Source organism: Pseudomonas sp. NFX71 (genome assembly GCF_048079215.1).
GTDB classification, from domain to species: domain Bacteria; phylum Pseudomonadota; class Gammaproteobacteria; order Pseudomonadales; family Pseudomonadaceae; genus Aquipseudomonas; species Aquipseudomonas fluorescens_B.
In genome coordinates, this window is sequence record NZ_CP182230.1 from 2,437,372 (window position 1) to 2,459,441 (window position 22,070).

Below are 22,070 nucleotides of genomic sequence, written 5' to 3' on the forward strand. Positions count from 1 at the left end.
TCCTCAGCAGTCCAGTGGGTTGCGTTTTTCCGGGTCGATACCGAACTTGGCGATGGCTTCAGCCACCACTTTAGGTTCGATGTCGCCGCGGTCAGCCAATGCTTCCAGGGCTGCCAACACCACGAAATGACGATCGACTTCGAAGAAGTGACGCAGCTTCTTGCGGCTGTCACTGCGGCCGAAACCGTCGGTGCCCAGGACTTTGAATTCCTTGGACGGTACCCACTGACGAATTTGCTCTGCGAACAGTTTCATGTAGTCGGTAGAGGCGATGACCGGACCTTTACGGCCGCTCAGGCACTCTTCGACGTAGCTCAGTTTAGGCTTCTGGCCAGGGTGCAGACGGTTGGTGCGCTCAACGGCCAGGCCATCGCGACGCAGTTCGTTGAAGCTGGTAACGCTCCACACGTCGGCGCCGACGTTGAACTGTTCACGCAGGATCTTCGCCGCTTCACGGACTTCACGCAGGATGGTGCCGGAGCCCATCAGCTGAACGTGGTGCGCCGCTTCGCGGGTATCTTCTTCGAGCAGGTACATGCCCTTGATGATGCCTTCCTCTACACCGGCCGGCATGGCTGGCTGCTGGTAGGACTCGTTCATCACGGTGATGTAGTAGAAAACGTCCTGCTGCTCTTCGGTCATCTTCTTCATGCCGTCCTGAATGATCACCGCCAGCTCGTAGCCGTAGGTTGGATCAAAGGTGCGGCAGTTCGGGATGGTGGCAGCCAGGATGTGGCTGTGACCGTCTTCGTGTTGCAGGCCTTCGCCGTTCAGCGTGGTCCGGCCGGCGGTGCCGCCGATCAGGAAGCCACGGGTACGGCTGTCGCCGGCAGCCCAGGCCAGGTCGCCGATACGCTGGAAGCCGAACATCGAGTAGAAGATGTAGAACGGCAGCATTGGCTGGTTGTGGCTGGAGTACGAAGTACCGGCCGCGATGAAGGAGCTCATGGCGCCCGCTTCGTTGATACCTTCCTCGAGGATCTGGCCCTTCTTGTCTTCCTTGTAGAACATCACCTGGTCTTTATCGACTGGCTCGTAGAGCTGGCCGACGGACGAGTAGATGCCCAACTGACGGAACATGCCTTCCATACCGAAGGTACGGGCTTCGTCCGGGATGATCGGAACGATGCGCGGGCCGATTTCCTTGTCCTTGACCAGCTGCGCGAGGATCCGCACGAACGCCATGGTGGTGGAAATCTCACGGTCGCCCGAGCCGTCGAGGATAGCCTTGAGAGTATCCAGCGATGGGGTCGGTACGCTGAAGCTCTGCGCGCGGCGCTGTGGCACGAAACCGCCCAGTGCAGTGCGGCGCTCGCTCAGGTAGCGGGCTTCGGCGCTGTTCGGTTCAGGTTTGAAGAACGGCAGGTTTTCCAGCTCTTCGTCCTTGACCGGGATGTCGAAGCGGTCACGGAACAACTTAAGGCTGTCGACATCGACTTTCTTGGTGTTGTGCGCAGTGTTTTTCGCTTCGCCGGCACCGGTGCCATAACCCTTGATGGTCTTGGCCAGGATGACGGTTGGTTGTTCTTTGTGGTTGACCGCTTCGTGGTACGCCGCGTAGACCTTGTACGGGTCGTGACCGCCACGGTTGAGTTTCCAGATCTCGTCGTCGGACAGATCAGCAACCATCGCCTTGAGTTCTGGCGAGTTGAAGAAGTGTTCACGCACGAACGCGCCGTCTTTGGCTTTGTAGTTCTGGTACTCGCCGTCGATGACTTCGTCCATGCGACGTTGCAGGATACCGTCGACGTCTTTGGCCAGCAGTGGGTCCCAGAAACGGCCCCAGATGACCTTGGTCACGTTCCACTGAGCGCCACGGAACACGCCTTCGAGTTCCTGGATGATCTTGCCGTTGCCGCGAACCGGGCCGTCGAGGCGCTGCAGGTTGCAGTTGATGACGAAGATCAGGTTGTCGAGCTTCTCGCGGCCAGCCAGCGAGATCGCGCCCAGGGATTCTGGCTCGTCGCACTCGCCGTCGCCCAGGAAGCACCAGACTTTCTGCTTGCCTTCCGGAATGAAGCCACGGGCTTCCAGGTACTTCATGAAGCGTGCCTGGTAGATCGCCTGGATCGGGCCCAGACCCATGGATACGGTCGGGAACTGCCAGAAATCAGGCATCAGCCAAGGGTGCGGATAGGACGAGAGGCCTTGGCCGTCCACTTCCTGGCGGAAGTTGTTCATCTGGTCTTCGGTGATGCGGCCTTCCATGAACGCGCGGGCATAAACGCCTGGCGAGGTGTGGCCCTGGAAGTAGATCAGGTCGCCGCCGTGTTCGTCGGTCGGGGCCTGGAAGAAATAGTTGAAACCGATGTCGTACAGGGTGGCGCTGGAGGCGAAGCTGGAGATGTGACCGCCCAGGTCAGAATCTTTCAGGTTCGTACGCATCACCATGGCCATCGCGTTCCAGCGTACCAACGAGCGAATGCGGCGTTCCATGAACAGGTCGCCAGGCATGCGTGCTTCGTGAGTTACGGGAATGGTGTTGCGGTATGGCGTGGTGATGGCGTAAGGCAATTGCGAACCGCTGCGGGTTGCGAGTTCGCCCATACGGGTCATCAGATAATGAGCACGGTCTTCGCCTTCTTTGTCGAGAACCGATTCCAGGGCGTCCAGCCATTCCTGGGTTTCGACGGGATCGAGGTCTTGCATGGCTTGCTCCAGGGCGGAAAGGCTTCCAGAATCGGTTGCCTGAGTTTGCGACTGGCCTTGTGGGCAGACGATATAAATTCTTGGATTGCCGAGAGGTTGTTCCGGCGGCGTGTAGTTTTACTACAAATCATCGGGCATTTCAGCCTTTCGAATGTATATACGAGTAGTAAAACTACAGATGAGCGGCTTGTGGCCTCCAGCTGCGTTGTGAGAATAATCGTTAAGGTTGGTCTTTTGCCAACCAAAAAAGGTGAAAGCTTGATGCTGTCTACCAAAAATGAAGAAATTTCAGCTATTTCTAACCTTTGTTCGACAGTCGATCACGTAGTGCAATTTGAAAATTCACTACATGCAGCCCTCTACACGCCGATCAAGGATAGACCATGAGCCTCCCTTCGCTTGCCGAACTGCCTGGCATTCTCCTGCCGTTTGTCACCCGTGCCGAGCAGTCGTTCCGTGCAGCGGTCGAGGCGCTCGATGATGATCATGGCCTGTCTTCGTGGACACCTGAACGCTGGGCGCAGTTCGCCCGTGTCACTGCCGCCAGCGACTTCGTGATTGAACAAAGCATTCGTGACCCTTTGATGTTGCTGGCACTGGTGCAGTCCGGCGAACTGGATCGCGGCTTTGCCCCCGGCGAGTTGTGCGCGCAGATTGCGGCGGCGGTGAATGCCGCGCAGACCGAAGACGAACTCGGCCGCGTCCTGCGTCGCCAGCGTACCCGTCATCAAGTGCGGATCATCTGGCGTGACCTGACCCGTCAGGCCGACCTCATCCAGACCTGCCGCGACCTCTCGGACATGGCCGACGCCAGCATCGATCAGGCTTATCAATGGTTGTACTCGCGCCATTGCCAGCAGTTCGGCGTGCCGACCGGTCGACGCAGCGGCGAGCCGCAGCAGATGGTCATCCTCGGCATGGGCAAGCTCGGCGCGGTCGAGCTCAACCTGTCTTCGGACATCGACCTGATCTTCGCTTACCCCGAGGGCGGCGAAACCGTCGGCGTGAAACGTTCACTGGATAATCAGGAATTCTTCATCCGCCTCGGTCAGCGCCTGATCAAGGCACTGGACCCGATGACCGTCGACGGTTTTGTGTTTCGCGTGGACATGCGCCTGCGACCCTACGGTTCGGCCGGTGCGTTGGTGCTGAGCTTCAACGCGCTGGAGCAGTATTACCAGGATCAGGGGCGCGACTGGGAGCGCTACGCGATGATCAAGTCGCGGGTGGTGGCCGGCGATCAAGTGGCGGGTGCGCAGCTGCAAGAAATGCTGCGGCCGTTCGTTTACCGGCGTTACCTGGACTTCTCCGCCATCGAAGCGCTGCGCACGATGAAGCAGTTGATCCAGCAGGAAGTCCGGCGCAAGGGCATGGCCGACAACATCAAGCTCGGCTCCGGCGGCATCCGCGAAGTCGAGTTTATCGCCCAGGCATTTCAGCTGATCCACGGCGGCCGCGACCTGAGCCTGCAACAACGTCCTCTATTAAAAGTATTGAGCACCCTGGAAGGTCAGGGTTACCTGCCGCCGGCGGTGGTCAGCGAACTGCGCGAAGGCTACGAATTCCTGCGTTACACCGAGCACGCCATTCAGGCGATTGCAGACCGCCAGACCCAGATGTTGCCGGACGGTGCGCAGGATCAGGCGCGTATTGCCTTTATGTTGGGCTTTGCCGATTGGGACGCCTTTCATGAGCAACTGATGTATTGGCGCGGTCGTGTTGCGTGGCACTTCGGCCAGGTGATCGCCGATCCCGACGTAGAGGAAGGGGCTGAAAGCGAAGTGGTGGTCGGCGGTGAATGGCTGCCACTGTGGGAAGAGGCGCAGGACGAAGAGGCCGCTTGCCGCCAGTTGGAGGAGGGCGGTTTCGTCGATGCCACCAAAGCCCTGAAAGCCCTGGCCAGCCTGCGCAGCAGCCCGCAATTGCGCGCGATGCAGCGTTTGGGGCGCGAACGCCTTGATGCCTTTATTCCACGGTTGCTGGCGCAGGCGGTCGAACACGCCAATCCGGATCTGGTGCTGGAACGCGTGCTGCCGCTGGTTGAAGCGGTGGCCCGGCGTTCCGCGTACTTGGTGCTGCTGACCGAAAACCCCGGCGCGCTGCGACGCTTGCTGACCTTGTGCGCTGCGAGCCCGTGGATTGCCGAACAGATCACCCGCTTCCCGCTGCTGCTCGATGAATTGCTCAACGAAGGCCGGCTGTTCAAACCGCCCCTGGCGCCGGAGCTGGCCGCTGAGTTGCGCGAGCGCCTGACACGAATTCCCGAGGATGACCTCGAGCAGCAAATGGAAGCCCTGCGCCATTTCAAGCTGGCGCACCGCTTGCGCGTCGCCGCGTCGGAGATCGCCGGCAGCCTGCCGTTGATGAAAGTCAGCGATTACCTGACCTGGCTCGCCGAAGCGATCCTCGAACAGGTGCTGGCCCTGGCCTGGCGCCAGACGGTAGCCAAATACGGCACGCCGCTGCGCAGTGACGGTACGCTGTGCGATCCGGGCTTCATCATTGTCGGTTATGGGAAAGTCGGCGGGCTGGAATTGGGGCATGGTTCGGACCTGGACCTGGTGTTCATACATGACGGCGACCCGCAGGCTGAAACCGACGGCCCGAAACCGATTGATGGCGCGCAATTCTTCACCCGGCTCGGGCAGCGGATCATTCACTTGCTCACGGCCCAGACCAACTCCGGCCAGCTCTATGAAGTGGACATGCGCCTGCGACCGTCCGGTGCTTCCGGTCTGTTGGTGAGTTCGCTTGGCGCGTTTGCGCGTTATCAGGAAAACGAAGCCTGGACCTGGGAACATCAGGCGTTGGTGCGGGCGCGGGTATTGGTGGGCAGTCAGGACGTCGGCCAGGCGTTCGAGAAGGTTCGCGCGGCGATTTTGGGCAAAGTCCGGGATTTACCGACCTTGCGCCAGGAGGTCAGCGAGATGCGCGCCAAGATGCGCGACAACCTCGGCAGCAAGAGCACCGCGGCCGGCACCGGGGCGAATGCCTTCGAGGCCACGGCGCCGTTCGATCTCAAGCAGGACGCCGGAGGTATCGTCGATATTGAATTTATGGTGCAATACGCGGCCTTGGCGTGGTCCGAAACACACCCGCCATTGCTGCGCTGGACCGACAATATCCGCATTCTGGAAGAGCTGGAACACGAAGGGCTGATGCCCGCCGAAGACGCCAGCCTGTTGCGCGAGGCCTATAAAGCCTACCGCTCCGCCGCGCACCGGCAGGCCTTGCAGAAGGACGCCGGGGTGATACCGGGCGACCAGTTCGTGGACGAACGACGGCAGGTGTTGCGGATCTGGCGCGAGTTGGGTCTAAGCTGAAACGTGGCCGTTGGAACGACGAGATTCAAATGTGGGAGCGAGACCGGCTTGCCGGCGATGAGGCCGTCACATCCGGCATGTATGCTGACTGTCACGCCGCTTTCGCGAGCAGGCTCGCTCCCACAGTAGATCTGCAGTGTTTTGTAGAATTCTCGAGGCGGGGAGGCGTATGCCTCCCCGGTTCGTTTTTGGAAACCACATGAAAATTCTGATCGTTGGGCCCAGTTGGGTCGGTGACATGGTGATGGCGCAGACACTGTTTCAGTGTCTCAAGCAACGCCACCCGCAGTGCGAAATCGACGTCCTGGCCCCCGAATGGAGCCGGCCGATTCTTGAACGCATGCCCGAAGTTCGTCAGGCCTTGAGCTTTCCGCTCGGTCACGGTGCTTTGGAGCTGGCGACGCGTAGGCGCATCGGCAAATCCCTGGCCGGCCAGTACGACCAGGCGATCCTGTTGCCCAATTCCCTGAAGTCGGCATTGGTGCCGTTTTTTGCCGGCATCCCGAAGCGCACCGGCTGGCGCGGCGAATTCCGCTACGGCCTGCTCAATGACGTGCGTACGCTGGACAAAGAACGTTACCCGCTGATGATCGAGCGCTTCATGGCGCTGGCTTACGAGCCGGGCCTTGAACTGCCGAAACCGTACCCGCGCCCGAGCTTGCAGATCGATCCGGTCACCCGCGAAGCGGCGCTGGCCAAATTCGGTCTGGCTCTCGACCGCCCGGTGTTGGCGCTGTGCCCCGGTGCCGAGTTCGGCGAGTCCAAGCGCTGGCCGTCCGAGCATTACGCCAAGGTCGCCGAAGCGAAAATTCGCGAAGGCTGGCAAGTCTGGCTGTTCGGTTCGAAAAACGATCACGCCGTAGGCGAAGACATCCGCGCGCGCTTGATTCCCGGCCTGCGGGAAGAGTCGGTGAACCTCAGCGGCGGCACGTCGCTGGCCGAAGCCATCGATTTGCTGTCCTGCGCACATTCGGTGGTGTCCAACGACTCCGGCCTGATGCACGTTGCCGCGGCACTGAATCGCCCGCTGGTGGCGGTGTACGGCTCGACGTCACCGGGCTTCACGCCGCCGCTGGCCGAGCACGTCGAGATCGTGCGCCTGGGCATCGAATGCAGCCCGTGCTTCGATCGCACGTGCCGCTTCGGTCATTACAACTGCCTGCGCCAGCTGATGCCGCAAGCGGTGAACGAAGCCTTGCAGCGGTTGCAGGGCACTGTGGTCGAGGTCAAATAGTTTGCGGGTTCTGCTGATCAAGACTTCTTCGCTGGGCGACGTGATTCATGCGTTGCCGGCGTTGACCGACGCGGCCCGGGCGATTCCCGGCATCACGTTCGACTGGGTGGTGGAAGAAGGTTTCGCCGAGATCCCGACCTGGCACCCGGCTGTAGGCAAAGTTATTCCGGTGGCGATCCGTCGCTGGCGCAAGAACATCTGGCAGACCATCAAGAGTGGCGAGTGGAAGCGCTTCAAGCAAAGCCTTCGCGCCACGAAATATGATCTGGTGATTGACGCGCAGGGCCTGCTGAAAAGCGCCTTGCTGACCCGCTATGTCAAGGCGCCGGTGGCAGGCCTCGATAAAGGCTCGGCACGGGAACCGATCGCCGCGCGTTTCTACGATCGGCGTCTGGCGGTTGCCCGTGGCCAGCACGCGGTTGAGCGAGTGCGTCAGTTGTTCGCCATCGCCCTGGGCTACGACCTGCCCAATGGGTTGGGCGACTACGGCCTGAACGTCGAGCGCCTGGTGGAATTGCCGCGCAAGAACCCTTACGTGCTGTTCCTGCACGGCACCACCTGGGATACCAAGCACTGGCCTGAAGCCTACTGGCGCGAGCTGGCCGAGCGCGTCGGCTACCTGGGCGTCGGCGTGAAGCTGGCGTGGGGCAATCCGGCGGAAAAAGCCCGGGCCGAGCGCATTGCCAAGGACATGCGGCACGTCGAAGTGCTGCCCAAACTGAATCTGGCGGGCATCGGCAAAGTGCTGGCCGGTGCGCAGGCGTGCGTGGCGGTGGACACCGGCCTCGGTCACCTGGCCGCTGCACTGGACGTGCCGACGCTGTCGCTGTTCGGCCCGACTAACCCGGGCCTGACCGGCGCTTACGGCAAGGCCCAGATCCACATGGCCAGCGATTTCCCCTGCGCTCCATGCCTGCAAAAGAAATGCACCTATCAACCGACGGCCGAAGATGCCCGCCGGTTCGACCTGAAACGCGAGTGGCCGCTGTGCTTCACGCGTCTGAATCCCGAGCGTGTCGCGACCCGACTGAGCACGTTGTTACTGGCTGAGGAGCTGCGCTGATGCAATTGGCATTCGTCTTGTACAAGTACTTTCCATTCGGGGGGTTGCAGCGTGATTTCATGCGCATCGCCCTGGAATGCCAGAAGCGCGGCCACCAGATTCGCGTCTACACGCTGATCTGGGAGGGCGATATTCCGCCGGGTTTCGAAGTGCTGGTGGCGCCGGTCAAGGCGTTTTTCAATCATCGGCGTAACGAGAAGCTCAGCGAGTGGATGGAGGCCGATCTGGCCAAGCGTCCGGTGGATCGCCTGATCGGCTTCAACAAAATGCCGGGCCTGGACGTTTACTACGCGGCCGACGGTTGCTTCGAAGACAAGGCGCAAAACCTGCGCAACTCGCTGTACCGTCGCTGGGGCCGCTACCGGCACTTCGCCGAGTACGAGCGCGCGGTGTTTGCCAGGGACGCCAAGACTGAAGTGTTGATGATCTCCGAGGTCCAGCAGCCGCTGTTCATCAAGCATTACGACACGCCGCTGGAACGCTTCCATTTGCTGCCACCGGGCATTTCTCAGGATCGGCGCGCGCCACCGAATGCGGCTGAGATTCGTACCGGGTTCCGTCGTGAATTCAACCTGAAGGACGACGAGTTGCTGCTGGTGCAGATCGGCTCCGGGTTCAAGACCAAAGGCGTGGATCGCAGCCTCAAGGCGCTGGCCGCGTTGCCCGCTGATCTGAGGAAACGCACCCGGCTGTTTGTAATTGGCCAGGATGACCCCAAATTGTTCCAGATGCAGAGCGCTGCGTTGGGGCTCGGCGACAACGTGACGTTCCTCAAGGGCCGCAGCGATATTCCGCGTTTCCTGCTCGGGGCCGATCTGTTGATCCATCCGGCGTACAACGAAAACACCGGGACTGTGCTGCTCGAAGCCCTGGTGGCCGGTTTGCCGGTGCTGGTGAGTGCGGTGTGCGGTTACGCCCATTACATTGCCGAGGCCGACGCCGGTCTGGTGCTGGATGAACCCTTCGATCAGGCGCAACTGACGCAATACCTGACCGGTATGTTGAACGACGCTCAAGCACGGGCGGCCTGGAGCCGCAACGGTCTGGCCTTCGCCGAGACGGCAGACCTCTACAGCATGCCGCAACACGCGGCCGATGTGATTCTGGCGGAGCACGCTTAATGAAGTTGATGCTGGCTGAACCGTTCAAGAGCCTTTGGGCCGGACGCGATCCATTCGCCGAGGTCGAAGGGCTTCAGGGCGAGGTGTACCGCGAGCTGGAAGCTCGCCGCACGTTACGCACCGAGGTGAACGGCAACGGGTTTTTCGTGAAGATCCACCGTGGCATTGGCTGGGGCGAAATCTTCAAAAACCTGCTGACGGCCAAGCTGCCGGTGCTCGGCGCGGGTCAGGAATGGAAAGCCATTCAGCGCCTGCAGGAAGTCGGCGTGCCAACCATGACGGCGGTTGCCTACGGCGAGAAGGGCAGCAACCCGGCGGATCAGCATTCGTTCATCGTCACCGAAGAACTGGCGCCGACCGTCAGCCTCGAAGACTTCAGCATCGACTGGGTCAAGAACCCGCCGGAGCCGAGACTCAAGCGCGCGCTGATCGCCGAAGTGGCACGCATGACCGGCATGATGCACCGCGCCGGGGTCAACCACCGCGACTGCTACATCTGTCACTTCCTGCTGCACACCGACAAACCGGTGACGGCTGACGACTTCAAGCTCTCGGTGATCGACCTGCACCGCGCCCAGACCCGCCCGACGATTACCCAACGCTGGCGCAACAAGGATTTGGCGGCGCTGTACTTTTCGGCCCTGGACATCGGCCTGACCCGACGCGACAAGCTGCGTTTCCTCAAGGGTTATTTCCAGCAACCCCTACGCCAGATCCTCGGCGAAGAAGCCGGGTTGCTCACCTGGCTCGAAGGCAAGGCCAGCAAACTCTATGACCGTAAACAGCGATACGGGGATGCGCTCTGATGTCGGGCTGGAGACTGGAACCTGCTTACAGTGACCTGGCCGATGATTTTGGCAGCCTTGAGGCGGTGTTTGCCCTTCAGGGCGAGCAGTTGACCCGCGACCCGTTGTCCGAGGTTGTCCGCGTCCAGCTCAAGGGCGTCAACTATTACGTCAAGCGCTACGTGGGCGCAGGCAAAGGCCTGCGCCGCTACCTCGGCAAGCCGCGGGTGAAGATGGAATGGCAAAACCTCAAGCGCTTTGCCAAGTGGGGCATTCCCACCGCAGAGGTGGTGGCCTGGGGGCTGGAACGGCGCGGTGCAGCCTACGCTCGCGGTGCGATGATCACCCGTGAACTGCCCAATACCGAAGACCTGAATGCCCTGGCTGAACGACGTGACCCGAAACTGACGGATCGCGCCTGGGTCGATCACATCAGTCGGCAACTGGCCGGTTACACCCGGATCATGCATGACAATCGCTTCACCCATAATGATTTGAAGTGGCGCAACCTGCTGGTCGACGATCAGGCACAACTGTTCCTGATCGACTGTCCCAACGGTGACTTCTGGAGCGGCTTCTGGCTCAAGTACCGCATCACCAAGGATCTGGCATGTCTCGACAAGGTCGCCAAGTATCACCTGTCGGCCACCCAGCGACTGCGCTTTTACCTGCAATACCGCCAACGGACGCGGCTCAATGCGGCCGATAAAAAGCGGATCCGGCACGTGGTGAGATTTTTCGAGGGGCGCGAATGACTGATTTTCTGGCCGCTGAAGACCGGGCGCTTTTGGAGCGTCACGGCCTCGGCACCTTCGATGCACTGTGGGCCCGGCAGCTTGAGGCTGTGGATGAACCCAACACCGCGCGCGGTGGCTGGAGCAGCGTGTTTCGGCTGGATCTTGAAGGTCACGGCTTCTACCTCAAGCGCCAAAGCAACTACCAGATGCGCACCTTGCACGCGCCCTTTGGCGAGCCGAGTTTTGCCCGGGAATTTCGCAACATCAGCCGTTATGAAAAGCTTGGCATTCCGGCGCTGAAAGCGGTTTTTTTCGGTGAGCGCAAGGTCGACGGCGAGGTCCGCGCGGTTTTGCTGACCCGTGCGCTGGACGGCTGGGATGACCTGGATTCGCTGTTGCAGCGTTGGTCGGATCTGAGTCCGGCGCAGCACTCGGCCATTTTGCAGGCCTGCGGGCTGTTGGCTCGGCGCCTGCACGGTGCGCGTCAGGTCCACGGCTGTTTCTACCCCAAGCACATTTTTCTCCAGGCCACCGGCGACGGTTACATGGCCCAGCTCATCGACCTGGAAAAGACCCGGCCGCTGCTGTTCGGTCAGCGTGACCGGATCAAGGATCTGGAACCGCTGACCCGGCGCTCGCCCCAGTGGAGCGATGCACAGCTGCGCGAGCTGTTGGCCACCTACTTGGATCAACCGCCGTACAGTTCGCTGATCGACAGCTGGCTGGCGAAATTGACCGCGCGGCGTAGTTACAAGAGGTCCAACTGATGCGTTTGTCCGAACTGAAAGAGGCGGGACGCGACCCGGTGCTGCCGCTGAGCATCTCGCTGGCCGATGCCGCCGGGCCTGCCGAGTTGCAGTTGTTGAGCCTGTTGCGGGTGTTGCCGGGCCAGCGCTATGTCGGCGCCGGTGTCTGGCGTGGCCGGCCGGTATTGGCCAAGTTGCTGGTCGGCAGCAAAGCGGCGCGGCATTTCCAGCGTGAGCTGAGCGGCGTGCGCTTGCTCGCGGACCAAGGGCTGACTACGCCGCAGCTGTTGGCCGATGGCCTGAAGGACGGCGAAGGTGGCTGGCTGCTGTTCGATTACCTCGAAGGTGCGCAAAGCCTGGGGGATACCTGGAAACGGGTCGAGCATTTGCCGGTGCTCTCGGATGGGCAAGGGGCCGTGTTGGCCGAGGCGCTGGGCGCGATCGGCCAGATGCACCGCAAAGGGCTGTGGCAGGAAGACCTGCACCTGGACAACCTGCTGCGCCAGCGCGGCCGCCTGTATTTGATCGATGGCGCCGGGATTTGCAGTGAAACCCCCGGCCAGCCGCTGTCGCGACAGAAAGTCCTGGAAAACCTCGGGGTGTTTTTTGCTCAGTTGCCCAGGTCGCTGGAGCCGTTCACTGAAGAATTGCTGGTGTATTACCTCCTGAGCAATGGCGAACATGCCTTGCCGATGGAGGCGTTGCAGAAGCAGATCGACAAGGTGCGCAGTTGGCGCCTCAAGGACTTTCTGATCAAGGTCGGCCGCGAATGCACGCTGTTCAGCGTGCAGCGTGGCGCCTTCGGTTTACGGGCGATTCGCCGCGAAGAAGAAGCGGCGATGTTGCCGGTGCTGGAACAGGCCGATGCGTTGCTCGATCAAGGGCATCTGTACAAGACCGGCGGTGCGGCGAGCGTCGGCAAGGTCGAAGTGGCCGGTCGTACCCTGGTGATCAAACGCTACAACATCAAGGGGTTCGCCCACTGGCTCAAACGCTTCTGGCGCCCGAGCCGTGCCTGGCATTCCTGGCGCGAAGGCAATCGATTGGCGTTCCTCGGGATCGCCACGCCGAAACCGTTGGCGGTGCTGGAAAAGCGTTTTCTCTGGTTGCGCAGTCGGGCTTATCTGGTGACCGAGCACCTTCCGGGGCCGGACATCATCGAACGGTTCGCGCCGTACGTTGACAGCGGTGATGCGCCCGAAGCCGAGCTGGTGGCGCTGGATCACCTGTTTGCGGAGCTGATTCGCGAGCGGATCAGCCACGGCGACTTCAAGGGCCATAACCTGTTCTGGCAAGAGGATCGCTGGGCGCTGATCGATCTCGATGCGATGTGCCAGCATGGCTCGTTCCACAGTTTCGCCCCGGCCTATGCACGGGATCGGGCGCGGTTCATGCGTAACTGGCCTGAAAGCAGTGCATTGCATCAGGTGATTGATCAGCGTTTGCCCAAAGATATCTCAGGCGCTGGCTGAATCGGACCTGCGGTCCTATCGCGAGCAAGCCCCCTCCCACACTGCTCCGGGCCTTACGCAGATTATGCGCAAAGCCAGGAAACTGTGGGAGCGGGCGTGGTCTGGGCGGCCTTGCGACGATTGCGTCAGGCCAGTCACCCGAGATTAAGGGACAAGTTCTTATGAAATGTCCTACATGATCTCCAGACCCCATGAACTGTGCCCTGAATAGTCGCGATGCTAGTTTGCCTGACGTTCCTCGGAGGGCAGGTCTTGACTATAAAAACGGTTGTCCTATTCATCGCATGCTCATTGGCACTCTCCGGCTGCGGCACCGCTGTCACAGTCCTGCAAAATGACGAAGACGCGGCGCGCAGCCTGCGCAAGCAAAAAACCTACTGCCAGTCCATCCCGCGTATCTACAGCGGCCTGGCCTACGATTTCTGCGTCTTGAATGCCCCGCCTGACCCTACGGGCTTTCTCGTCCCGCTGGTCCTGCTGGATCTGGCGTTGTCGGGTGCGCTGGATACCGTTTCCCTGCCCTACACGATTTACCGGCAAGGGGTGGATGGCAATATCAGGATCTACTGGCGGGCGAGCCGCGGTTAGCCCAGGGTTGCGGCGTCGTGCAGGCCATCATTGCGCCGCTGATAACCGTAGGGTCATTCCTACTATGTTTACGCTATAATCCCGCCCTTTAGCTGTCTCTCGCCCTCTTGCGAGGGCACATTCATTTTGAGGCGCCTTGCGCCTGCATGCAGACTAAAGAGGCTAGACCCCTGTGGCATTGACGATTCTTGGCCTGTCCGGCGCCCTTAGCCATGATCCTTCCGCAGCGTTGTACATCGACGGCAAGCTGGTCGCGGCGGCTGAAGAAGAGCGCTTTGTGCGCGATAAACATGCAAAGAACCGCATGCCTTACGAATCGGCGAAGTTCTGCCTCGAGCAGGCCGGCATCAAGCCGTCCGACGTTGACGTGGTCGCCATTCCGTTCGCGCCGATCAGCCTGTTCGGCAAGGCACGCTGGCACTACGCCAAGCGTTACTGGTACGCCCCGGACCGCGCACTTGACGCGATCCTGATGGGCAATCGCCGCTACAAGCGCTACCGCAACAAAATCGTCTGGTGCCTGGAGCAACTGGGCTTCGATCCGAAGAAGATCAAGATCGAGCCGGTCGAACACCACCTGGCTCACGCCTCCAGCGCTTACCACTGCTCGGGTTTCAAAGAGAAAACCGCGATCCTCGGGATCGACGGCAAGGGCGAGTACGCCACGACCTTCTTCGGTTACGGCGAAAACGGCAAGATCCACAAGATCAAGGAATTCTTCGATCCGGACTCCCTCGGCGGCCTGTACGGCGCGATCACCGAGTTCCTCGGTTTCGAGATGCTCGACGGCGAGTTCAAGGTCATGGGCATGGCGCCGTACGGCGATGCCAGCAAGTACGATTTCTCGCGCCTGGCCTCGTTCGAAAACGGCGAGCTGGTGATCAACACCGACTACGCCAACGTCATCGGCCTGCGTCGCTATAAAGAGAAGGGCAAGGGGTTCTACTTCTCGCCGAAGCTGATCGAGTGGCTGGGTCCGAAGCGCGAAGGCGACATCGCCGACGAGCCGTACATCCACTACGCCGCGAGCATGCAAGCGCTGTTCGAAAAGATCTCGCTGCAGATGATCGACCACTATCTGGGCGATGTGCTCAAGGAAACCGGCAAACTGGCCTTCGCCGGTGGCTGTGCATTGAACGTGAAGCTGAACCAGAAAATCATCGCCCGCGACGACGTCAAGGAGCTGTTCGTGCAGCCTGCGTCCGGTGACGCCGGCACCGCGGTCGGCGCGGCGGCTTATGTGTCTCACGCCCGTGGCGTGCCGGTCGAGAAGATGGAACACGTCTACCTCGGCCCGTCGTACAGCAACGAAGACGTGCTCGCCGCATGTGCCCGACACCCGAGCAAGCCGGTATGGCGAAAGCTTGAGAACATGCCGGAAAACATCGCCAAAATCATGGTCGATGGCAACCCGGTGGCCTGGTTCCAGGGGCGTATGGAGTTCGGTCCGCGTGCCTTGGGCGGTCGTTCGATCATCGGTTGCCCGAGCGCGACCGGCGTGGCTGACCGCATCAACCACCAGATCAAGTTCCGCGAGCGCTGGAGGCCTTTCTGCCCGTCGATGCTCGACACCGTCGCACCGCAGATGATCAAGATCGATCACCCTGCGCCATTCATGACCTTCACCTTCGAAGTGGCGGAAGAGTGGAAGACCCGCGTGCCGGAAGTCGTCCATGAAGACGGGACGTCCCGGGCCCAGGTGCTCAAGCGCGAATACAACCCGCGCTACTACGACATGATGAAGGCGCTGGAAGTACTGACCGGCAACGGTGTGTCGCTGAACACCTCGCTCAACCGTCGTGGCGAACCGATGATCTGCTCGCCGACGGATGCCCTGAACATGTTCTTCGGTTCCGACCTACAGTATCTGATCATGGAAGACATTCTGGTGGTCAAAGAGGGCGCGGACGCATATGACACGCTCGGCTGAACGCCATGTGCTGCAGTTCTGCCACGGTTATGACGGTCCGTTTCTGGACTGCGCCCGGCAGTACGCCAGCCTGTTCGCGGGGACCGGTTATCGCGTGACCACGGTGTTTCTGACCGGGGTTGCCGATGCCCGAGTCGCCGAGGCCTGCGCCTCCGATGAAGTGCTGTTCATGGAATACAGCTCCAAGGCTATTCGTGGCCTGAAGCTGGGTGCCATCGGCGATCTGCGCAAGATCGCCGCTTCGCGCAATTTCAGTTTCTGCATTGCTCACCGTTTCAAACCGATCTACATCGCCTTGCTTGGCACGTCGTTGCCGGTGATCGGCGTGCATCACGCGTTTGACGACTACAAGCGCGGCACCCGCAAACTCTTTGTGAATTTTTTCCGCAAGCGTTTGAGTCTGCTCGGGGTTTCCGATGCGGTACGCGACGACATACGCAGTTGCCTGCCGAATTGGCCGGCTGCACGGATTCAGACGCTCTACAACCGCATCAACGTGCAAGTCTTGCAAGGCAGTCACGTGTCGGTTCGCGAAGCTCGGGAAACCCTGGGTCTGTCCATGGATGCGTGGATTATCGGTAATGTCGGCAGACTGCACCCGGACAAGGACCAGGCCACGTTGCTGCACGGTTTTGCCGCGGCGTTACCGGGTTTGCCGGCTAACAGCCAGTTGGTAATTCTCGGTATCGGTCGGCTGGAACAGGATCTCAAGGCCATGGCCCGTGAACTGGGGATCGGCGACCGCGTGCTGTTCCTCGGTCAGGTGCCCGAAGCCCGTCGTTATTTTCGTGCATTCGATGTGTTTGCCTTGAGCTCCGATCATGAACCGTTCGGCATGGTGCTGCTGGAAGCCATGGCCGCTGGTGTGCCGTTGCTCGCGACGGCATGCGGCGGTGCGAAGGAAGTGGTCGAGGGCGTCGGGATTCTATTCCCGCTGGGCGACGCCGAGCACTTGGCTCAAGGGCTGCAACACCTGGCTGCGATGGATGATCAGCAGCGTCGCCAGTGTGCCGAGTTGATGCTCGACCGTTTACGCGAGCGCTTCTCCGACCGCGCGGTACGCGATGCTTTCTGGCATTTGCCCGCCGTCACCGAACTGGCGGCGAGGGGTTGATGCTCAACCGATTTCAAGGATGGCGCGAACGTGGCTGGGCGGTGGTCGATGCCTCGACATACGCCGAGGCCTGGCACCGTTATGGCGGCAGCGTCGCCACTCATCCGCTGGTGGTCGAGCGCCTGGCGCAGTTGGCCGATATTCCGGTGCGTTACCTGGCCTGGGCGCCCAATGGCGAAGTCCAGGCGGCGATTCCAACCTGGGGTCGCGACCTTGCCTTGTCCAAGGACGTGCTCAAGCGCAACGGTAAAAAGGGCCTGTTCGATCTCGGCAATGCTGAGTTGATCCTACCGGCCGCCGCTGATACGCAAGCGCCCCTGCGCCATCGCGCGCGTTACTTGTCCGCACTGAATGAAGGCCGCTTCAGCGGCATCAGGCTGCAGGCAGAACAACTGGCCATGGCCCGTACGCCCGAAGAACTGTCGAAAAAATTTCGCTATAACCAGCGCCGCGAATTGCGTCTGCTGGAAGAAGCGGGCGGCGTGGTGCGGCCGGTCAGCGACTTTTCCAGCGGCGAGCTGGCGGCGATTTACTGCGACCTGTTCCAGCGTCGCTGGGGGTTTCCGGCGACCGGTGCCGAGCGCATGGCCGAGGTGATCGAGTTGTTGCGTGACTTGCTGATCGGCTCGGTGATTTTCCTGAACGATGCGCCGATCGCGATTCAACTGGTGTACCGCGTCGAAGCGCCGCAATGGATCAGCGTCGAGTACATCAACGGTGGCGTCGATCCCGAGACCCGTGAATTCAGCCCCGGCAGCGTCTTGAGCTTTCTCAATACCCAAAGCGCCTGGAAGCATGCACGCGCGCTGGACAAGCCGCTGCGTTTTTCCTTCGGTCGCGCCGACCGTGAATACAAGGACCGCTGGTGTAATCCTGTGCCGGTGTTCACCGTATGAGCGAGCCCATGAGTCGAAAACAGCAATTGCTCAAGCGGCACCGGCGCAACAAACGCATCGGCCTGCTGATCGCCTTGATGCTGTTGATCGTCATCGGCGTGCTGGTGGCCTGGTGGCTGCCGCTGGTGCTGGCGGTGCTGGGCTGGATTGCTCATGAAGCCTGGTTTGCCGATCATTTGTTCTATTCGCCCAAGGACGATTACGCGTACAGCTTCCCGCCTTACACCCCGCAACCCAAGATTCACCTGGACGGCGAGCGTTTGCGCCTGGATGACGGCGTCATGCTGGTGGACGACGCTACGCTGGTATTGGCCCTGCGGATCAAGAGCACCTGGCTTGGACGCTTTATCGACCCGGCAGTCGAATTGTCGGGTGGCGATAATCCCGATCGACAAACCTTCGAGCGTGGCGCCAACGGGCTGCGCTACCTCAACCTCAGTGGTCAGGCGCAAGTGCTGTCGCGAGGCGAGTTGCGTCTGCGTGGACGTTTTTGCCGAGTGCTGGGCGAGCCCGTGCTCTGGGCGTTCGAACAACCGGATTACCGCCGTCAGCGGGTAATGGTCATTGCGCCACACGCCGATGACGCCGAGCTGGCGGCTTATGGTTTGTACAGTCAGGCCGACGAAGCCTGGATCGTCACCCTCACCGCCGGCGAAATCGAAGCGGAACACTATCAGCAGATCGGCCTGAACAAGGTCGAAGCAGCGCGCCTCAAGGGGCGGCTGCGGGCCTGGGACAGCATCGCCGTGCCACGCTGGGCCGGAGTGCCCGAAGCCCATTGTGTGCAGTTGGGCTATTTCTGCCTGCAGCTGGCGGCGATGCAGGCAGCACCGTCCCGGCCAGTGGGTTCACGGGAAGCGGAGATGGACGACACCCGCTTGTTTCGCCAGTTGAACCCCTTTGCACTGCCGGGCGATGTCGATGGGGTGCCGACCTGGAACAATCTGTTGGCCGACCTGCGCGAGTTGCTGTTGCGGGCACGACCTGAAGTCATCGTGTTGCCGCACCCCACGCTCGATCCGCACCCGGATCACCTGTGCGCCCAACAAGCGATCCTTGAAGCACTGCGAGGTCTGGAGTGGCAGCCGACCACGTTGCTCGGTTATGCCAACCATTTGCATGACAATGATCGCTGGCCCATGGGGGATGCCGGTCATGGCATCGCGCTGCCGCCGGCCTTTGATTCGTCGGTGCCGATGCAGCCTTATTGCCTTCCGGTTCCCCCGGAACTTCAGCGTGATAAAGCCATGGCGCTGGGAATGATGCACGACCTGCAGCCGCGCATGCCCTTCAAGCGGCGACTGCGGCGGTTGATACAGTGGCTTTTGGCCAGTAGAGTGCCGCCCCCTTATGGCGAAAATGAATTTTTTCGCAAGGCGGTCAGGCGCCAGGAATTGTTCTGGCTTCTGAAGCATGACGAAACACCTGTGAAGCAGAACTGAAGCAGAACTCTGCCTAGCATGGTGGCGTTCCCAGCATTGACAGCGAGTTATCCGTGATTAATCCATGCCCGCGTATTTTGTTTCTGATGCCTTATTTCGGCAGCTGGCCCTTCTGGATGCCGTTTTTTCTGGAGAGCTGCCGTCGCAATCCGGACATCGACTGGCTGTTCTTCACCGACTGCGGGGTTCCCGAGAATCTGCCGCCCAACGTGACCATCGAATGCATGATGTTCAGCGATTACTGTGGATTGGTGTCCCAGCGGCTGGGTATCGATTTTGCGCCGACCCAGGCTTACAAACTGTGCGACATCAGGCCTGCGTTCGGACTGATTCATGCCGACCGCCTGGAGGGCTATGATTTCTGGGCCTTCGGCGACATTGACCTGGTGTATGGCGACTTGCGCAGCTACTTCACCGCAGATCGTCTCGCCTCGTACGACCTGTATTCCACTCACGAGCGGCGAGTGGCCGGGCATCTTTGCCTGATCAGGAACACCCCCCGCAAGCGTGAGTTGTTCAGGCAGATCAAGGACTGGGAAGCGCGTTTCACCGATCAGAAACATCATGCGATCGACGAAGGTGCATTCAGTCGAATCTTTCTCTGGCGCAAGAATTTTCCCCAGCCCTTGTTCAAGCTGGTGGGCAAGTTCAACCCGTGGCGTCGACGCAGTGAATTCACCGAGGCATTCAGTACGCCCGGTGGTTGCATCAAGTGGCATGACGGGACCGATAATTTCCCGCACCAATGGTTTTGGCGCGACGGCCATCTGACCAATGATCGCGATGGCGATCGCCGGTTTCCGTATTTCCATTTCGTTTGCTGGAAACGTAACGAGTGGCCACGGTTGCCTCAACCCGATCCGGCGGAGATCAAGCGCCTCGCCGCTGAACCCGCCTGGGTCATCGACGCGACTGGTTTTCACCGGGGAGAGTTATGAGTCAACGGTCAAAGGTTCTGCAGTTGCAGCCTGACTACAATGTCAAAGCCCATGACTTTGCCGACCTGGCAGAGCAGATCGTCAAGGCTTTGCCGGGCGATCGCTATGAGGTGACCGCGGCGTTTCTGCGCGGCAAGCCCGGGCCGGGCGAGGCCGTGAGCCGTGCCGCGCGTTCCGTTTATTTCGAGTTTTCCGACAAGTCGCTCAAGGGCATGCGCCTGCGCGCCATGTGGCGGCTGTATCAGTTTTGCCGTAAAGAAAAATTCGATGTGGTGATCTGCAACCGCTTCAAGCCGGTCAACATGATGCTGACGCTCAACCGCTGGTTGAAAGTGCCATTGTGCATCGGCATCTCCCATGGCTTTGGTGAGTACGACCGATTCTACCGACGTCGCCAGACCCAGCGTCTGATCGATCGTCACTGGCGATTTGTCGGTGTATCGCCGGCGGTCAAACAGTACCTGCTGGACTGTGACTGCGGTTTCACCGACCAGAATACCTACGCCATTACCAATGCGATCGACATCGAACAGGCCGAAGGCTTGCAACACAGCCGCGAACGCGCCCGTGAACTGCTCGGGATTGATCCGTCGGTGCGACTGATCGGCGCATTGGGCCGGTTGGTGCCGGTCAAGGGGCACACTTACCTGTTGCAGGCGTTTGCGGCACTCAAGGACAAATACCCGAATACTCATTTGGCGATCATCGGTGCCGGCCGCGAAGAGTCGCGCCTGGCCGCCGAGATCGAGCGTCTGGGCCTGAGCGGACGTGCGCACCTGCTGGGCTTCAAGGAAAACGCCTTGCAGTACGTTCGCGCCTTTGACATCTGGACCATGCCATCGCTGGCCGAAGGTCTCGGGCTGGCATTGCTCGAAGGCATGAGCGGTCACCTTCCGGTGATCGCCTCCAACGTACCGGCGATGCTGCCGTTGATTCAGGGCGCGGGCGGTCTGGCGATTACGCCGAAGGATGTGCCGAGTCTGGTCGCGGCACTGGATACTTACCTCGAATTACCGGATGACGCGCTCAAGGCCAAGGGCGAACAAGCCTACCGTTATCTCCAGGAACAACACGATATCGAGGTGTTCCGCCAGAAATACCTGAACCTGATCGACTCCGGCTTGAGCAAGGCCCGCAAGGAACAATCATGAGCGACGCACAACCCATCGTCACGGTCATCATCGCGTCGTATAACCACGGTCGTTATATTGAGGAGAGCATTCTCAGCGTCCTCAACCAGACCTATTCGAACATCGAGCTGCTGGTGGTCGATGATGGTTCCAGCGATGACAGTGTCGAGCGGATCAACGCCTTGCAGGCGCAACACGGTTTTGATTTCCGTGTTCAGCAGAATCAGGGGCTGACCAATACCCTCAACGGTGCGATTGCGCGCGCAAAGGGCAGTCTGATCGTGCCCTTCGGTTCCGATGACATCATGTTGCCCGAGCGCATCGCCACGCAAGTCGCGCACATGGATGGCAAGCCCGAGGTCGGCATCTGCGCCGGCAATATCGAGCTGATGGACGCTGACGGCATTGCGTACCCGGAGTCGCGCCAGCGCCGCGATGTGCCGTTCCGCCGCCTGGACTTCGATGACATGTTCCTCGAGCGCAAGCCCTATCCGCCGGCACCGACCCTGATGATCCGCCGCGAAGCGCTGGACAAGGTCGGCGGGTTCGATCCGAACATTCGCCTGGAAGATTTGCTGATCGAACTGAAGGTGACCCATGCCGGCTACTTCATTGATGGTTTGAACGTGTTGATGGCGCGCTATCGCAAGCACGCCACCAATTCCTACAAGAATCACCGTTTCATGATCGACAACATTCTGCGCACCTATGCCTTGTTCAGCGATCACCCGCTGTACGATCACGTGCGCTACAAGTTTCTCAGTTCGATGTTCCTGAAGACTGCCAATCGAGACCGAAAACTGGCGCGTGAGCTGCTGGCGCAGATTCCGTTCAAGGCGTGGAACAAGAAGACCTGGCGTGGTCTGGGGCGCTTGCTCTTACCGTTGGAGAAAGATTGAGCC

General features: G+C 60.5%; 18 protein-coding genes. 17 read left to right on the forward strand and 1 reads right to left on the reverse strand.

All coding sequences use genetic code 11. The features are described from left to right. Positions 1-3 precede the first annotated feature (3 nt). Complete coding sequence (aceE, locus tag ACM1ZW_RS11265; RefSeq protein ID WP_017336197.1) at positions 4-2,649, reverse strand: pyruvate dehydrogenase (acetyl-transferring), homodimeric type; 2,646 nt, start codon at positions 2,647-2,649, stop codon at positions 4-6. Between aceE and ACM1ZW_RS11270 the strand changes: the two genes are divergently transcribed. The 17 genes from ACM1ZW_RS11270 (at position 2,644) to ACM1ZW_RS11350 (ending at position 22,067) form a co-directional block, all read left to right on the forward strand. Continuing rightward, a complete protein-coding gene (locus tag ACM1ZW_RS11270; RefSeq protein WP_080995105.1) occupies positions 2,644-3,036 on the forward strand; it encodes a hypothetical protein in 393 nt (130 codons plus the stop codon). The genes aceE and ACM1ZW_RS11270 overlap by 6 nt on opposite strands. After that, positions 3,033-5,972 carry a bifunctional [glutamate--ammonia ligase]-adenylyl-L-tyrosine phosphorylase/[glutamate--ammonia-ligase] adenylyltransferase gene (gene glnE / locus ACM1ZW_RS11275; protein WP_416740548.1) on the forward strand — a complete coding sequence of 980 codons (2,940 nt, stop codon included), beginning with the start codon at positions 3,033-3,035 and terminating at the stop codon, positions 5,970-5,972. Before ACM1ZW_RS11270 ends, glnE begins: the two co-directional genes overlap by 4 nt. Positions 5,973-6,171: 199 nt before the next feature. After that, positions 6,172-7,206, forward strand: a complete 1,035-nt coding sequence (gene waaF, locus ACM1ZW_RS11280; protein WP_017336199.1) for a lipopolysaccharide heptosyltransferase II — start codon at positions 6,172-6,174, stop codon at positions 7,204-7,206. A 1-nt stretch (position 7,207) separates the two neighbouring features. Continuing rightward, positions 7,208-8,269 carry a lipopolysaccharide heptosyltransferase I gene (gene waaC / locus ACM1ZW_RS11285; RefSeq protein ID WP_414879977.1) on the forward strand — a complete coding sequence of 354 codons (1,062 nt, stop codon included), beginning with the start codon at positions 7,208-7,210 and terminating at the stop codon, positions 8,267-8,269. Continuing rightward, positions 8,269-9,390, forward strand: a complete 1,122-nt coding sequence (locus tag ACM1ZW_RS11290; protein WP_017336201.1) for a glycosyltransferase family 4 protein — start codon at positions 8,269-8,271, stop codon at positions 9,388-9,390. Before waaC ends, ACM1ZW_RS11290 begins: the two co-directional genes overlap by 1 nt. Beyond that, positions 9,390-10,196, forward strand: a complete 807-nt coding sequence (gene rfaP, locus ACM1ZW_RS11295) for a lipopolysaccharide core heptose(I) kinase RfaP (RefSeq protein WP_017336202.1) — start codon at positions 9,390-9,392, stop codon at positions 10,194-10,196. The genes ACM1ZW_RS11290 and rfaP overlap by 1 nt, the downstream gene beginning before the upstream one ends. Continuing rightward, positions 10,196-10,930: a lipopolysaccharide kinase InaA family protein gene (locus ACM1ZW_RS11300; RefSeq protein ID WP_017336203.1), complete on the forward strand. Its 735-nt coding sequence runs from the start codon at positions 10,196-10,198 to the stop codon at positions 10,928-10,930. The genes rfaP and ACM1ZW_RS11300 overlap by 1 nt, the downstream gene beginning before the upstream one ends. Beyond that, positions 10,927-11,679, forward strand: a complete 753-nt coding sequence (locus ACM1ZW_RS11305) for a lipopolysaccharide kinase InaA family protein (protein WP_416740549.1) — start codon at positions 10,927-10,929, stop codon at positions 11,677-11,679. Before ACM1ZW_RS11300 ends, ACM1ZW_RS11305 begins: the two co-directional genes overlap by 4 nt. Continuing rightward, the gene (locus tag ACM1ZW_RS11310; protein WP_017336205.1) at positions 11,679-13,130 is read left to right on the forward strand and encodes a lipopolysaccharide kinase InaA family protein; all 1,452 of its coding nucleotides are present in this window, start codon (positions 11,679-11,681) and stop codon (positions 13,128-13,130) included. The genes ACM1ZW_RS11305 and ACM1ZW_RS11310 overlap by 1 nt, the downstream gene beginning before the upstream one ends. A gap of 252 nt (positions 13,131-13,382) precedes the next feature. Next, on the forward strand, positions 13,383-13,718 hold the full coding sequence (locus ACM1ZW_RS11315; RefSeq protein WP_031318309.1) for a YceK/YidQ family lipoprotein: 336 nt from the start codon (positions 13,383-13,385) through the stop codon (positions 13,716-13,718). Positions 13,719-13,890: 172 nt separating this feature from the next. Next, complete coding sequence (locus ACM1ZW_RS11320) at positions 13,891-15,648, forward strand: carbamoyltransferase (protein WP_017336206.1); 1,758 nt, start codon at positions 13,891-13,893, stop codon at positions 15,646-15,648. After that, positions 15,632-16,762: a glycosyltransferase gene (locus ACM1ZW_RS11325; protein ID WP_416740550.1), complete on the forward strand. Its 1,131-nt coding sequence runs from the start codon at positions 15,632-15,634 to the stop codon at positions 16,760-16,762. Before ACM1ZW_RS11320 ends, ACM1ZW_RS11325 begins: the two co-directional genes overlap by 17 nt. Next, positions 16,762-17,658 (forward strand): antimicrobial resistance protein Mig-14, encoded by an 897-nt coding sequence (locus ACM1ZW_RS11330; protein ID WP_416740551.1) that lies wholly within the window; start codon positions 16,762-16,764, stop codon positions 17,656-17,658. Before ACM1ZW_RS11325 ends, ACM1ZW_RS11330 begins: the two co-directional genes overlap by 1 nt. Positions 17,659-17,666: 8 nt before the next feature. Then, positions 17,667-19,100: a PIG-L family deacetylase gene (locus ACM1ZW_RS11335; RefSeq protein ID WP_416740552.1), complete on the forward strand. Its 1,434-nt coding sequence runs from the start codon at positions 17,667-17,669 to the stop codon at positions 19,098-19,100. 53 nt (positions 19,101-19,153) lie between these two features. After that, positions 19,154-20,038, forward strand: coding sequence for a DUF6625 family protein (locus tag ACM1ZW_RS11340; protein WP_017336210.1), 885 nt, complete (start codon positions 19,154-19,156; stop codon positions 20,036-20,038). Then, positions 20,035-21,189 carry a glycosyltransferase family 4 protein gene (locus tag ACM1ZW_RS11345; RefSeq protein WP_416740553.1) on the forward strand — a complete coding sequence of 385 codons (1,155 nt, stop codon included), beginning with the start codon at positions 20,035-20,037 and terminating at the stop codon, positions 21,187-21,189. The genes ACM1ZW_RS11340 and ACM1ZW_RS11345 overlap by 4 nt, the downstream gene beginning before the upstream one ends. After that, the gene (locus tag ACM1ZW_RS11350) at positions 21,186-22,067 is read left to right on the forward strand and encodes a glycosyltransferase (RefSeq protein WP_416740554.1); all 882 of its coding nucleotides are present in this window, start codon (positions 21,186-21,188) and stop codon (positions 22,065-22,067) included. The genes ACM1ZW_RS11345 and ACM1ZW_RS11350 overlap by 4 nt, the downstream gene beginning before the upstream one ends. Positions 22,068-22,070 lie beyond the last annotated feature (3 nt).

Coding starts and splice junctions, on each gene's coding strand:
- aceE (WP_017336197.1), bottom strand. CDS start 2,649: ATGCAAGACCTCGATCCCGTCGAAACCCAGGAATGGCTGGACGCCCTG.
- glnE (WP_416740548.1), top strand. CDS start 3,033: ATGAGCCTCCCTTCGCTTGCCGAACTGCCTGGCATTCTCCTGCCGTTT.
- waaF (WP_017336199.1), top strand. CDS start 6,172: ATGAAAATTCTGATCGTTGGGCCCAGTTGGGTCGGTGACATGGTGATG.
- ACM1ZW_RS11290 (WP_017336201.1), top strand. CDS start 8,269: ATGCAATTGGCATTCGTCTTGTACAAGTACTTTCCATTCGGGGGGTTG.
- rfaP (WP_017336202.1), top strand. CDS start 9,390: ATGAAGTTGATGCTGGCTGAACCGTTCAAGAGCCTTTGGGCCGGACGC.
- ACM1ZW_RS11300 (WP_017336203.1), top strand. CDS start 10,196: ATGTCGGGCTGGAGACTGGAACCTGCTTACAGTGACCTGGCCGATGAT.
- ACM1ZW_RS11305 (WP_416740549.1), top strand. CDS start 10,927: ATGACTGATTTTCTGGCCGCTGAAGACCGGGCGCTTTTGGAGCGTCAC.
- ACM1ZW_RS11310 (WP_017336205.1), top strand. CDS start 11,679: ATGCGTTTGTCCGAACTGAAAGAGGCGGGACGCGACCCGGTGCTGCCG.
- ACM1ZW_RS11325 (WP_416740550.1), top strand. CDS start 15,632: ATGACACGCTCGGCTGAACGCCATGTGCTGCAGTTCTGCCACGGTTAT.
- ACM1ZW_RS11330 (WP_416740551.1), top strand. CDS start 16,762: ATGCTCAACCGATTTCAAGGATGGCGCGAACGTGGCTGGGCGGTGGTC.
- ACM1ZW_RS11335 (WP_416740552.1), top strand. CDS start 17,667: ATGAGTCGAAAACAGCAATTGCTCAAGCGGCACCGGCGCAACAAACGC.
- ACM1ZW_RS11345 (WP_416740553.1), top strand. CDS start 20,035: ATGAGTCAACGGTCAAAGGTTCTGCAGTTGCAGCCTGACTACAATGTC.
- ACM1ZW_RS11350 (WP_416740554.1), top strand. CDS start 21,186: ATGAGCGACGCACAACCCATCGTCACGGTCATCATCGCGTCGTATAAC.